This window comes from Rhodanobacter sp. B04, assembly GCF_002001125.1.
Lineage (GTDB): Bacteria > Pseudomonadota > Gammaproteobacteria > Xanthomonadales > Rhodanobacteraceae > Rhodanobacter.
On record NZ_MUNV01000012.1, the window covers coordinates 1 to 12,935 of the forward strand.

Genomic DNA, 12,935 nt, shown 5'->3' on the forward strand with positions numbered 1-12,935 from the left:
CACACAATTCACCTGCGCACACTGTCAAAGATCTTTCGCTTGCATCCCGTTTCCGGTTTGCGCCCCAGAACGTTTCGTCCTAGGTGAGCCGCCCATTCTACATCGCTTTTTACGACCGTCAACACCCGTGATGAAGAAATTTTTCAGCGTCGGTTGTTGCGGAGACCTTCGTGAGAGGGCGTCTCGTCGAAGGGGCGAGAATCATAGCGCCGCGGCGCGAGTCTGGGAAGGGGGCTGTGCAATTTTTCTGTCAGCGGAAGACGCAGAGTACGAGGACGATAGACTTCTGCGTCGCCCCACGATTGATGTGTGCTCACGATGAAACGAATGCTTGCACCAGTGCTGCTTCTGGCGATCGGCTTTGCAGACGCAGCTCCAACGGATCATGTGATGCCTGCCGTGGAGCTACACGGACAGCGCTTTTCGGTCGAACTCGCGACTGACGACGCCAGTCGCGAACACGGCCTGATGATGCGCACCAAGCTTGCTGCCGATCACGGCATGTTGTTTGTGTTCACCGATACAACGCCGCGGGCATTCTGGATGAAGAACACGCTGATCCCGCTGGACATCCTTTATTTCGACGCGAATCGCCGGCTGGTATCCGTGCAGTGGGATGTGCCGCCGTGCAAGGCCGATCCATGCCCGCTCTACCCAAGCCACATGCCGGCCCGCTACGTGCTGGAAATCCCAGCCGGCACGACACGACGCATCGGCGTGAAGATGGGCGATGAACTGAAGATCGCAGGAGACGTGGGAGCGGTGCACTGAGCGGCCATTCCAGACGGTGCCAACAGGCCGACGCGATAGGGAACCAGATCCTCGGGACGCAGGTTTTCCAGAGCGTCCCAGTCGTCTTCGAACGGAATGAACTGCTGCATGGCATGTTCCTTGGCTTGGCACGCCGGTTGATTGCGTGCAGGAACATCAGAACAGGCGGCCCGGCCAATACGCTGACGGGATCGGGCCGTTTGCGGGCGGAACCCGGCTTTCAGTCGATCTCGATCATCTCGAAATCGTCCTTGGTGGTACCGCAATCCGGACAGGTCCAGGTATCGGGCACATCTTCCCAGCGCGTACCGGCTGCGATGCCTTCATCGGGCACGCCCACGGCTTCGTCATAGATATAGCCGCAGACGACACACATCCATTTGCGCAAGGCTGCGGTTTCGGTGGAACTCTGGCTCATGGTAGGACTTCTTTGCTTTAAGGTTGAATGGCGCATTCTCGCAACTCGCCCGGCAATGCGAAAGCATGGCGATGCCACCGGGCATACATCCACACGATTGAGATCCCCTCTTGAAACCCACCGTACAAACGACAGGCCGAGGTCTGTACGCCATTACCGATGGGCCGCGCCCCGACCTGCTGGATGTCGCAGCGCATGCCTTGGCCGGCGGTGCACGATTGCTGCAGTATCGCGACAAGAGCGCCGATTCGGTACGGCGCCATGCCGAAGCCGCAGCACTCAAACAGCTCTGCGCAACGTATGCCGTACCGCTGATCATCAACGACGACGTCGCCTTGGCCATTGCCGTGGCGGCGGGCGGCGTACACCTGGGCAAGAATGATGACGATCCGGCTGCCGCGCGCATCGCGCTGGGTGCCGAGTCGATCATCGGCGTGTCGTGCTACGACTCGCTGGCACGCGCCAGGGCTGCAGCGCATGCGGGTGCAAGCTATATCGCGTTTGGTGCCTTCTTCCCCTCGCCGACCAAACCGTTGGCGCCGCATGCCCCGCTGGAGCTGCTGAGGCAAAGCGCCGCGCTCGGCGTACCGCGGGTGGCGATCGGCGGCATCACACCGGACAATGGCGCATCCCTGGTCGAAGCCGGCGCGGACTATCTCGCCGTGATCTCCGCGGTGTTCGGCGCCACCGACGTACGCGCCGCCGCCCTGCGCTTCACCGACCTGTATTCCACCGATTGAGAACCTGCACATGACGAACCACGAACTCTTCCAGCGCGCCCAGCAACTGATGCCAGGCGGCGTGAACTCGCCGGTGCGCGCGTTCAAGTCGGTCGGGGGCGAGCCATTCTTCACCGCGCGTGCCGATGGCGCGTATTTGTGGGACGTGGAAGGTACGCGTTATATCGATTATGTCGGCTCGTGGGGGCCGATGATCGTCGGCCACAACCATCCGGCGGTGCGCGAGGCGGTCGAGCGCGCCGTGAAGAACGGCCTGTCGTTCGGTACGCCCTGCGTGGCCGAGGTGACGATGGCCGAGACGATCACACGGTTGATCCCGTCGATCGAGATGGTGCGCATGGTCAACTCCGGCACCGAAGCGACGATGTCGGCGATCCGCCTGGCGCGCGGTGCCACTGGCCGCGCGAAGATCGTGAAGTTCGAGGGCTGCTACCACGGCCATGGCGACAGCTTCCTGGTCAAGGCCGGCTCCGGCGCGCTGACCTTCGGCGTGCCCACCTCGCCCGGCGTGCCAAAGGCGAATGCCGACCTCACGCTCACCCTGCCCTACAACGATCTCGATGCGGCGAAGATGTTGTTCGCTGAACACGGTAACGACATTGCCGCCCTGATCATCGAGCCGGTCGCCGGAAACATGAACTGCATCCTCCCGAAGGACGGCTATCTTCGAGGCCTGCGCGAGCTGTGCACGCAGCACGGCGCCTTGCTGATATTCGACGAGGTGATGACCGGCTTCCGCGTCGCGCTCGGCGGCGCGCAGGCACATTACGGCGTGACGCCCGACCTCACCACGTTCGGCAAGATCATCGGCGGCGGCATGCCGGTGGGTGCCTACGGCGGCCGGCGCGACCTGATGGAGCAGATCGCGCCGGCCGGTCCGATTTACCAGGCTGGCACGCTGAGCGGCAATCCAGTGGCGATGGCCGCAGGCCTGGCGATGCTGGAACTGATCCAGGCGCCGGGCTTCCACGACCAGCTCGCCGCGCGCACACGCCTGCTGTGCGATGGCCTGCAGTCGGTCGCCGACGGTGAAGGCGTGGCGTTCAGCACCAATCGCGTTGGCGCGATGTTCGGTCTGTTCTTCACACCCGAGAAGGTGGAGAGCTACGTACAGGCCACCGCAGCGGATGCCGTGCTGTTCAACCGCTTCTTCCACGGCATGCTCAAGCGTGGCGTGTATCTGGCACCGTCCGCCTTCGAGGCTGGCTTCATGTCCGGCGCGCACAGCGAGCAGGACATTGCCGATACGCTGGAAGCAGCCCGCGGCGCCCTGCGCGAAGCACTCGCGTGACGCATCCGCCCACGTCGATCGGCGACGCGGGCGTGGCCGCTTACCAACTGCCGGTATTCGGCATCGACGCCCACGGCTCCTGCGGCGGCAAGTGACCTTGCTGCAGCAACTCGATCGAGATCAGGTCGGGTGAGCGCACGAAGGCCATGTGGCCGTCGCGCGGCGGGCGATGGATGGTGTAGCCCATCGCCTGCAACCGCGCACAGGTGGCGTAGATGTCGTCCACGCGAAACGCAAGATGGCCGAAATTGCGGGCCGAGCCGTAGTCTTCCTGCGACCCCCAGTTGTAGGTCAGCTCGACTTCCGCTTCCGGGCTGTCGGGCGCAGCGAGGAATACCAGCGTGTACTTGCCCGCGGGGACTTCCGTGCGACGCGTCTCGCGCAGACCCAGGCCTTCGCAATAGAAACGCAGCGAAGCATCGAGGTCGTGCACGCGCACCATGCTGTGCAGGTATTTCATGTGGCCTCCAGGAACTTGATCGATCAATCCAACATGTGGGCCACGCAGGCTCAAGTCGCGCCTGACGCTGCCACAAAGGCCTGCAGCGCCGCATGCAGCCGCCGCAGCCCTTCCGCCAATTCTTCATCGCTGATCGTCAGCGGCGGCACGAAGCGCAGCACGTCGGGACCGGCCTGCAGCAACAGCAGGCCATGGGCGGCGGCGTGATCGAGGATGTCACCGGCCTTGCCCTTGTACGTATCGGCCAGTACCGCACCGAGCATCAGGCCGCGACCGCGCAACTCGGCGAACAGGTTCAGCTCATGGTTGATATGCGCAAGGCCGGCGCGCAGGTCGTTGGCCTGCCTCTCCACGTTCATCAGTACCGCCGGCGAGGCCAGCTTGGCCAGGGCCACGCAGGCCACCGCCGCCGCCATCGGATTGCCGCCGAAGGTGGTGCCGTGGGCGCCGTATTGCATTACCTCGGCCACCTTGGGACCGGCCAGCATCGCGCCGATCGGGAAACCGCAACCGAGCGCCTTGGCCAGCGTCACGATGTCCGGCGTTACATGATCCTGGGTGTGCGCGAACAGCGTGCCGGTGCGGCCCATGCCGCACTGGATCTCGTCCAGCACCAGCAATGCATCGTGTTGATCGCACAGCTCGCGGACTCGCTTGAGGAAGCCCGGCGCCGCCGGCAGCACCCCACCTTCGCCCTGCACCGGTTCCAGCATCACCGCGGCGATGCCGCCCTCGGCGAAAGCCGCTTCTAGCGCGGCGGCGGCGTTGAATTCCAGATAGCGGAAGCCGCCCGGCAACGGTTCGTAGCCTTCCTGGTATTTCGGCTGCGCGGTCGCCGTGACGGTGGCCAGCGTGCGCCCGTGGAATGAACCCTTGAAGGTGATGATCGTGCGCTGCTCGGCGGGGCGCCCCTTCGATGCTGCCCATTTGCGCACCAGCTTGATCGCCGCCTCGTTCGCCTCGGCACCGGAGTTGCACAGGAATACCCGTTCGGCAAAGAGCGAGACGCGCACCAGCTGCTCGGCCAGGCGCAACGGTGGCTCGGTGTAGAACACGTTGCTGCTGTGCCAGAGCTTGTGCGCCTGCGTGGTGAGCGCGGCAAGCAGGTCCGGGTCCTGATGGCCAAGCGCGTTCACCGCGATGCCCGCGCCGAAATCCACGTAATCACGCCCTTCGGTATCCCACACTCGCGCCCCCTTGCCGTGGTCGAGCACCACCTCGCGCGGCCTGTACACCGGCAGCCAGTAACGCTTGCCGAGATCGATCAGGGAGGGTTCGTTGCCGTGTTGCGTTTGCATGATGTGCTCCGGGCCTCGCCTGCAGCGATGCCCATGAATGGTTCGGTCTGCGCTGCAACAGGCCCTTGGAACGCGTGCCCGGATCAGTCTAGGAACAGATCCGGCAGCAACGCGACGCCCGCCTGCATGGCGTAAGCATCGAAATCCGTGACGCCGGCTTCGCGCAGGATATTCTCGTCGATCGCGAAGTGGCCGGTGTAGTCGCGCGACGGACGGGTCAGGATCGCATGCGCCGCATCGGCGACGATATCCGGCCTGCGGCAATGCTCCGGCTTCACGCCGTCGATCATGGCGATCGCCGCCGTGGCGATCACCGTGCGCGGCCACAAGGCGTTCACCGCGATGCCGAGCGGGGCGAACTCCGCGCTCATGCCGAGCACGCACAGGCTCATGCCGTATTTGGCGATGGTGTAGGCCGTATGCGGCGCAAACCATTTCGGGTCGAGGTTCGGCGGCGGCGACAGCATCAGCACATGCGGATTCGCCGCCTGCTTCAGGTACGGCAGGCAGCTCTGGGTGACCAGGAACGTGCCGCGGGTGTTGACCTGATGCATCAGGTCATAGCGCTTCATCGGCGTCTCGGCGGTGCCGGCCAGCCAGATCGCGCTGGCGTTGTTGACCACGATGTCGATGCCGCCGAATTGTTCGGCCGCCTGGGCTGCCGCGGCGCGCACCTGTTCCTCTTCGCGGATATCCACCTGCAAGGCCAGCGCCCTGCCACCGGCCGCCTCGACGGCCGCGGCTGCCGTGTGGATGGTGCCGGGCAGCTTGGGATTCGGCACGCCGCTCTTGGCCGCGATCACGATATTCGCGCCATCACGCGCGGCGCGCAGCGCGATCGCCAGGCCGATACCGCGCGAGGCACCGGTAATGAACAAGGTCTTGCCTGCCAGGGTGCCCATGCGTATCGACTCCATCGGAAAGTACCGGTTGCGGCGGCACAGTTTAGCGGTTGCCGGTCACGGCTTCTGAAAACGCGGCAGGATGTCACGCAGTTCGGCCAGTCGCATCACGGGATCCCTCAACTCGAGCATGCGTTGCTGCTCGCGTGCATCCAGCGGCAGCAGCTCGGCCAGCCGGAAGCCTAGCCAGCTGGCATCGTCGTAGGCGCTGCGCGGTGCGTGCCGCCAATGCGGCGCCATCGTCTCGATCAGCCGTTCAAGAATGCTCTGCAGCAGGGCAAACTCCACCGGCACCGGCAGCTCCGGCTCGGCCGGCCACAACTGCGCATCGCCACGCAGCAAGCCATCGGCGCGCACCCGGCTGCGCGCGACCCGGAAGCGCGAACCGCCCTCGGCAACGATGCCGAGCAAGCCATCCTCGCCACGATGGAAATCGTTGATCCGCGCGATCGTGCCGATCGCCGCGGGCAGCGCGGGTGCGCCGGCCTCATGCCCTTCAAGAATCAGGCATACGCCGAAACCCGTACCATGGCGCGAGCACTCGCGCACCAGGTCCAGATAGCGTGGCTCGAAAATGCGCAACTGCAGCTGGCCGCCAGGAAACAGCACCGAAGCCAGCGGGAACAGGGGCACATCGATCAGGGGTAACTGGGCAGCCATGCGGCGAGTGTAGCCAGTGCCATTGCGTCCGGTCAGCGACCGGCGCTACCCCAGCGGCCGGATCAACCCTGCCGAAGACGCTCGACGAAACGCCGCGGCGCCGCCTCGAAGCCGCCGTTGGACATGAAGATCACCTGATCGCCTGGCCGTGCCTGCGCATGCAACGCCTCGATCAGCGCATCGACGGTTGCTGCGGTATCGCCGCGGCCGCCGAGCGCCGCGGTGACATGGCCGGCATCCCACGGCAATTCGGGGCGATGCAGGAACACCACGCTGTCGGCATCCGCCAGCGACGGCGCCAGCGCCTCGGCATGCGCGCCCTGGCGCATCGAGTTCGAGCGCGGCTCCAGCGCCACCAGGATGCGTGCCGTGCCGACCTTCGCGCGCAGCCCGGCCAGCGTGGTGGCAATCGCGGTGGGGTGATGGGCGAAATCGTCGTAAACGCGCACTCCATTCACTTCGCCGACCAGTTCCATCCGTCGCTTGACGCTCTCGAACGTGGCAAATGCCGGCAGCAGCGCGCGCGGATCGGCACCCGCCGCCGTCGCCGCCGCCAGCGCCGCCAGTGCATTCATCACGCTGTGGTTGCCGAGCAGTGGCCAGTGCACGTCGCCGATCCGCTCGCCATGGCGATGCACGGTGAATGCCGAGCCATCCGCCTCGACCAGCGTGGCCTGCCAGTCGCCGGAGCCTATGCCGAAGGTTTCCACCGGCGTCCAGCAGCCCATTGCCAGCACTTCGGCCAGATGCCTGTCGTGAGCGTTGACGATCAAGCGGCCATTGCCCGGCACGGTACGCACCAGATGGTGGAACTGGCGCTGGATCGCCGCGACATCCGGAAAGATGTCCGCATGGTCGTATTCGAGGTTGTTGAGGATCGCGATACGCGGGCGGTAGTGCACGAACTTGCTGCGCTTGTCGAAGAACGCGGTGTCGTATTCGTCCGCTTCAATGACAAATGGCTTGCCCTGCCCGAGCCGCGCCGACACGCCGAAATTGCCCGGTACGCCGCCGATCAGAAAGCCCGGCGCGAGTCCGGCCTGTTCGAGCAAATGCGCCAGCAGGCTGGTGGTGGTGGTCTTGCCGTGGGTGCCGGCGACCGCCAGCACTTCGCGCCCCGCCAGCAGCGTTTCGCCCAGCCACTGCGGGCCGGAGGTGTAGCGCAGCTGCGCGTCGAGCATGTATTCGACAGCGGGGTTGCCACGCGTCATCGCATTGCCGACCACGATCAGATCGGGCCGCACGTGATCGGGCCCCGGCTGCAGATGCTCGGCCGTGTAGCCACGCATCAGCTCGATGCCGAGCGCTTCGAGCTGATCGCTCATCGGCGGATAGACGTTGGCGTCGGAACCTTCGACCGTGTGGCCCAGCTCGCGCGCCAGCGCGGCGACACCACCCATGAAGGTGCCGCAGATGCCTAGGATATGCATGCGCATGCTGGAATAGTCCTTGAGATCCCTCTGCCCTTCGCAGAGGAACGGGCTCAGCCGTTCGCTGCCGCCGATTCCTGCTCAAGCGCGCGCTTGACCCGTACGGTGACATCGGCCAGCTCACCCACGCCGTCGACCACCTGCAGCTTGCCGCGCCTGGCGTAGAAGTCGGCTACCGGGGCGGTCTGCTCGGCATAGATCGCCAGCCGCTTGCGCACGGTGTCCGGATTGTCGTCCGCACGGCCTTCCGCCTTGAAGCGAATCTCGCAGCGGGCGATGATCGCCTCGTTCGGCACCTCGAGCTTCACCACCGCATCCAGCGGCTGGGCCAGCTTGGCCAGCAGGTGGTCGAGCGCATCGGCCTGGGCCAGGTTGCGCGGGTAACCGTCGAGAATGAAACCGGCCCTGGCGTCGTCCTGGGCCAGACGCTCTTCCAGCATGCCGAGCAGGATGTCGTCGGAAACCAGCTGGCCGGCATCCATCACGGCCTTGGCCTTCAGTCCCATCGCGGTGCCTGCCGCGACCGCGGCGCGCAGCATGTCGCCGGTCGAGATATGCGGCACGCCCAGCTCCACCTTCAGCCGCGCAGCCTGCGTACCTTTGCCCGAGCCGGGCGCACCAAGTAGGACGAGTCGCATAATGCTCCACAAGTTCGGCGTGCTGCCGCACACTGCGGCAGCACGCCAGATTGCCAGAATTGACCGTCAAATTAGCCGCTGCACCCGATGCCGTCAAACAGCGGCATGGGCAGGCTTCGACCAAGTGATTGTTGCGAAAAGCTTTGCCGTTGATCGTCAATCCACCCGCCACTGCCTGATTTGAGGATGCCCATGAGCCCGAAACGCCGCCCGTCCACCGTTGCCGGCAACTTGCTGTATGCCCAGTCCGGCGGCGTCACCGCCGTGATCAACGCCACCGCCGCCGGCGTGATCGAGGCTGCCCGTGCCAAGGGCGTGAAGGTATACGCGGCACGCAACGGCATCCTCGGCGCGCTGCGCGAGGAGTTGATCGACACCTCGAAGGAGGCGGCCGGCGCCATCACGGCGTTGCGGCATACACCGGGCGGTGCCTTCGGCTCCTGCCGCTACAAGCTGAAATCGCTGGAGGACAACCGCGCCGAATACGCACGCCTCATCGATGTGTTCCGCGCCCACGACATCCGCTGGTTCCTCTACAACGGCGGCAACGACTCGGCCGATACCGCGCTGAAGATCTCGCAGCTGGGCAAGGCGATGGGCTACGACATCCGCTGCATCGGCGTGCCGAAGACGGTGGACAACGACCTGGCCGTCACCGACTGCTGCCCTGGCTTCGGCTCGGTGGCGAAATACACCGCGATCTCCACGCTGGAGGCGAGCCTCGACGTCGCCTCGATGGCCGAGACCTCGACCAAGGTGTTCATCCTCGAAGTGATGGGCCGCCACGCCGGCTGGATCGCCGCCGCCGCCGGGCTCGCCGGCGAAGGTGCGGACGCGGCGCCGCACATCATCCTGTTCCCCGAAAACGTGTTCGATGAAAAAACGTTCCTGGCGAAGGTGAAAGCCACCGTCGAGCGCGTGGGCTGGTGCACCGTGGTCGCCTCCGAAGGCGTGCGCAATGCAGCCGGGCAGTTCCTCGCGGAGGCCGGTACCCGCGACGCCTTCGGTCACGCGCAGCTCGGCGGTGTGGCGCCGGTGCTTGCCGCCCTCGTCAAGGAAAAGCTCGGCTACAAATACCACTGGGCGTTGCCCGATTATCTGCAGCGCTCCGCGCGGCATGCCGCGTCCAAGGTCGACGCCGAGCAGGCCTTCGCCGTCGGCAAGGCCGCGGTCGAGTACGCGCTGGCCGGGATGAATGCGGTGATGCCGGTGATCATTCGCAGCAGCGACGCACCGTATCGCTGGAAGGTCGAGCCGGCAGCGCTGGCGAAGATCGCCAACCGCGAAAAGAAGATGCCGAAGAACTTCATCAGCCGCGACGGTTTCGGCATCACCGCCGCCGCACGCCGTTACCTCGCGCCACTGATCCGCGGCGAAGCCGAGCTGCCCTACGGCAAGGACGGCCTGCCGCGCTATGTGCGGCTGAAGAACACGGCGGTGGCGAAGAAGCTGCCGCCGTTCCTGCGCTGATCCGCAATTCCATGCGGCGCATCACGGCCTGCTGAGTCCGGGCTGAAGTGGCAGCGCGCCAGCTGCCTTGCGTTCAGTCGCATGTTTTTACGCTCCATCCTGCCCGAGTCGATGACCGCACGGTTGCGGTCACGACCTTTCGCGGAGGAGATCGTGATGAAACCCATCAGCCGCCTGCTCGTTGCCGCCGCCCTGCTCACCACCGGCAGCCTTGCGCTGGCCGCCCCCGATCGTGACGATCATGGCCGCCATGACCGCGATCGCCACGGACACGACCGGCGCCACGACGACCGCAGCCGGCACGGCGGCGATCGTCGTGGCCACGGCTATCACGATGCCGGTCCGCGCCATCACGGACGGCTGCACTGGGAACGTGGCCATCGCTACAACGGCCCGACCTATGTCGTGCGCGACTATGGCCACTACCGCCTGCGTCAGCCCCCGCGTGGCTATCACTGGGTGCGTGCGGACAACGACTTCCTGCTGGTAGCAGTCGCCACCGGCATCATCCTCGACGTTGCGCTGCACTGAGCCCGCGTCCGCCCGGATGCCCCAGGCCGTGCCCTGTGCATGGCCTTTTCTTTGCCCCACGGATGGCCCGCATCGACGCGCTGCGCCGCACAACAGCCTGTGCAACAAGGTCTGCCTATACTCCATGAGACCGCCTGTTCCGGGCGGCCGCTTACAACCCATGGGGAGGCTCAGATGTTGCAGCAGTATGGCTGGATCGTTCTGGCGTGTGCGGTAGTGGCGATTTTGTATGGCGCGGTTTCCGCGCGCTGGATCCTGGCGCAATCGCCGGGCAACGATCGGATGCAGGAGATTGCAGCGGCCATCCAGGAAGGCGCACGCGCTTACCTCAACCGCCAGTACACCACCATCGGGATGGTCGGCGTGGTACTGCTGCTGCTGATCGGCTTTTTCCTGAACTGGCCGACGGCGATCGGTTTCCTGGTCGGCGCCGTCCTCTCGGGCGCTGCCGGCTACGTCGGCATGAACGTATCCGTGCGCGCCAACGTGCGTACCGCCGAGGCGGCGCGACGCGGCCTGAGCGCGGCGATGGATGTGGCATTCCGTGGCGGCGCGATCACCGGCATGCTGGTGGTCGGTCTGGCCCTGCTTGGCGTGACCGGCTACTGGCTGGTGCTCAACCACATGGGCATCAGCGGCGAACTGGCCCTGCACGCGCTGGTGGGGCTGGCCTTCGGCAGTTCGCTGATCTCGATCTTCGCCCGCCTCGGTGGCGGCATCTTCACCAAGGGTGCCGACGTCGGTGCCGACCTGGTCGGCAAGGTCGAAGCCGGCATTCCCGAGGATGACCCGCGCAACCCGGCGGTGATCGCCGACAACGTCGGTGACAACGTGGGCGACTGCGCCGGCATGGCGGCCGACCTGTTCGAAACCTATGCGGTGACCGTGATCGCCACGATGCTGCTGGCCGGCCTCACCTTCGCCAACAACCTCAATGCCGTGCTGTATCCGCTGGTCATCGGCGCCGTGTCCATCATCGCCTCGATCATCGCGACCTTCTTCGTCAAGGTGAAGCAAGGCGGCTCGATCATGGGGGCGTTGTACAAGGGCGTGATCGTATCGGCCGTGCTGTCGGCCGTCGCGTTCTGGTTCGTGACCGGCAACCTGCTGCCGGACGGCCTGACCACCGGCGACGGCCTGGTGATTTCCAACCACGCGCTGTTCCACTGCTCGCTGATCGGGCTGGTGCTGACCGGCCTGATCGTGTGGATCACCGAGTTCTATACCGGCACGCAGTACAGCCCGGTGCAGCACATCGCCGCGGCATCGACCACCGGCCACGGCACCAATATCATCGCGGGCCTCGGCATCTCGATGAAGTCCACTGCGCTGCCGGTGATCGTGATCTGCGCCGCGATCTGGAGCGCGTTTGCACTCGGTGGCCTTTACGGCATAGCGATCGCCGCGACCGCGATGCTGTCGATGGCCGGCATGATCGTGGCGCTGGATGCCTACGGCCCGATCACCGACAACGCCGGCGGCATCGCCGAAATGGCCGACCTGCCGCCCGAAGTGCGCGGCGTCACCGATCCGCTCGATGCAGTCGGCAACACCACCAAGGCGGTGACCAAGGGCTATGCGATCGGTTCGGCCGCACTGGCCGCGCTGGTGCTGTTCGCCGACTACACGCACAACCTCAAGACCCACTTCGGCACCGACACGCTGTTCGACCTGTCGAACCACTACGTGATCATCGGCCTGCTGATCGGTGGCCTGATCCCGTACCTGTTCGGCGCGATGGCGATGGAAGCGGTCGGCCGTGCGGCGGGTGCGGTGGTCGAGGAGGTGCGCCGCCAGTTCCGCGACATCCCCGGCATCATGGAAGGCACCGGCAAGCCGCAGTACGACAAGGCGGTGGACATGCTGACCAAGTCCGCCATCAAGGAAATGATCGTGCCCTCGCTGCTGCCGGTGCTGGTACCGGTGGTGGTCGCGTTCGGCTTCAAGTGGCTCGCCGGCTCGTCCGTCGCCGGCGCACAGGCGCTCGGCGGCGTGCTGATCGGCACCATCGTCACCGGCCTGTTCGTGGCGATCTCGATGACCACCGGCGGCGGCGCCTGGGACAACGCGAAGAAGTACATCGAGGACGGCCACCACGGCGGCAAGGGCTCCGAGGCGCACAAGGCCGCGGTCACCGGCGATACCGTGGGCGATCCGTACAAGGACACCGCGGGTCCGGCGGTAAACCCGCTGATCAAGATCATCAACATCGTGGCGCTGCTGCTGATTCCGCTGCTGTAAGCCACGCGTTACCGTGACAGCGAAAGTCCCGCCCCGGCGGGACTTTTCGTTTATACCAAACTGACCCGTATCACCCTGACTTTAG

At 65.4% G+C, this 12,935-nt stretch carries 14 protein-coding genes; 7 read left to right on the top strand and 7 right to left on the bottom strand.

Annotated features, from left to right (window positions below; genetic code table 11):
• Positions 1-390: 390 nt before the first annotated feature.
• Complete coding sequence (locus B0E46_RS10955; RefSeq protein WP_254425126.1) at positions 391-771, top strand: DUF192 domain-containing protein; 381 nt, start codon at positions 391-393, stop codon at positions 769-771.
• A gap of 220 nt (positions 772-991) precedes the next feature.
• Here the strand turns inward: B0E46_RS10955 and B0E46_RS10960 are convergent, their stop codons facing one another.
• Positions 992-1,189 (bottom strand): rubredoxin, encoded by a 198-nt coding sequence (locus B0E46_RS10960; protein WP_077444990.1) that lies wholly within the window; start codon positions 1,187-1,189, stop codon positions 992-994.
• Between the two features lie 110 nt (positions 1,190-1,299).
• Here B0E46_RS10960 and thiE point away from each other — a divergent pair, with 110 nt between their 5' ends.
• Both thiE and hemL read left to right on the top strand, forming a co-directional pair.
• Entirely contained in the window at positions 1,300-1,929 is a 630-nt protein-coding gene (thiE, locus tag B0E46_RS10965; RefSeq protein WP_077555829.1) for a thiamine phosphate synthase, read from the top strand.
• A gap of 10 nt (positions 1,930-1,939) precedes the next feature.
• Positions 1,940-3,220 carry a glutamate-1-semialdehyde 2,1-aminomutase gene (gene hemL / locus B0E46_RS10970; RefSeq protein WP_077555830.1) on the top strand — a complete coding sequence of 427 codons (1,281 nt, stop codon included), beginning with the start codon at positions 1,940-1,942 and terminating at the stop codon, positions 3,218-3,220.
• A gap of 40 nt (positions 3,221-3,260) precedes the next feature.
• Here the strand turns inward: hemL and B0E46_RS10975 are convergent, their stop codons facing one another.
• From B0E46_RS10975 to B0E46_RS11000, 6 genes are all read right to left on the bottom strand, one after another.
• On the bottom strand, positions 3,261-3,680 hold the full coding sequence (locus B0E46_RS10975) for a VOC family protein (RefSeq protein ID WP_077555831.1): 420 nt from the start codon (positions 3,678-3,680) through the stop codon (positions 3,261-3,263).
• A gap of 50 nt (positions 3,681-3,730) precedes the next feature.
• Positions 3,731-4,978 (bottom strand): acetylornithine transaminase, encoded by a 1,248-nt coding sequence (locus tag B0E46_RS10980; protein ID WP_077555832.1) that lies wholly within the window; start codon positions 4,976-4,978, stop codon positions 3,731-3,733.
• Positions 4,979-5,061: 83 nt separating this feature from the next.
• Entirely contained in the window at positions 5,062-5,880 is an 819-nt protein-coding gene (locus tag B0E46_RS10985; RefSeq protein ID WP_077555833.1) for an NAD(P)-dependent oxidoreductase, read from the bottom strand.
• Positions 5,881-5,937: 57 nt separating this feature from the next.
• Positions 5,938-6,540, bottom strand: a complete 603-nt coding sequence (locus B0E46_RS10990; protein WP_077555834.1) for an LON peptidase substrate-binding domain-containing protein — start codon at positions 6,538-6,540, stop codon at positions 5,938-5,940.
• Between the two features lie 62 nt (positions 6,541-6,602).
• Positions 6,603-7,976, bottom strand: a complete 1,374-nt coding sequence (mpl, locus tag B0E46_RS10995; RefSeq protein ID WP_077555835.1) for a UDP-N-acetylmuramate:L-alanyl-gamma-D-glutamyl-meso-diaminopimelate ligase — start codon at positions 7,974-7,976, stop codon at positions 6,603-6,605.
• A 47-nt stretch (positions 7,977-8,023) separates the two neighbouring features.
• Complete coding sequence (locus B0E46_RS11000; RefSeq protein ID WP_077555836.1) at positions 8,024-8,608, bottom strand: adenylate kinase; 585 nt, start codon at positions 8,606-8,608, stop codon at positions 8,024-8,026.
• Position 8,609: 1 nt separating this feature from the next.
• On the opposite strand from B0E46_RS11000, the gene B0E46_RS17340 reads away from it, so the two are divergent.
• The 4 genes from B0E46_RS17340 (at position 8,610) to B0E46_RS11015 (ending at position 12,850) form a co-directional block, all read left to right on the top strand.
• Entirely contained in the window at positions 8,610-8,792 is a 183-nt protein-coding gene (locus B0E46_RS17340) for a hypothetical protein (RefSeq protein ID WP_139350512.1), read from the top strand.
• Positions 8,793-8,800: 8 nt separating this feature from the next.
• On the top strand, positions 8,801-10,078 hold the full coding sequence (locus tag B0E46_RS11005) for a 6-phosphofructokinase (protein WP_077555837.1): 1,278 nt from the start codon (positions 8,801-8,803) through the stop codon (positions 10,076-10,078).
• A gap of 156 nt (positions 10,079-10,234) precedes the next feature.
• Positions 10,235-10,609: an RcnB family protein gene (locus tag B0E46_RS11010; protein WP_077556044.1), complete on the top strand. Its 375-nt coding sequence runs from the start codon at positions 10,235-10,237 to the stop codon at positions 10,607-10,609.
• A gap of 174 nt (positions 10,610-10,783) precedes the next feature.
• A complete protein-coding gene (locus tag B0E46_RS11015) occupies positions 10,784-12,850 on the top strand; it encodes a sodium-translocating pyrophosphatase (RefSeq protein WP_077555838.1) in 2,067 nt (688 codons plus the stop codon).
• The last annotated feature ends 85 nt before the right edge of the window (positions 12,851-12,935 follow it).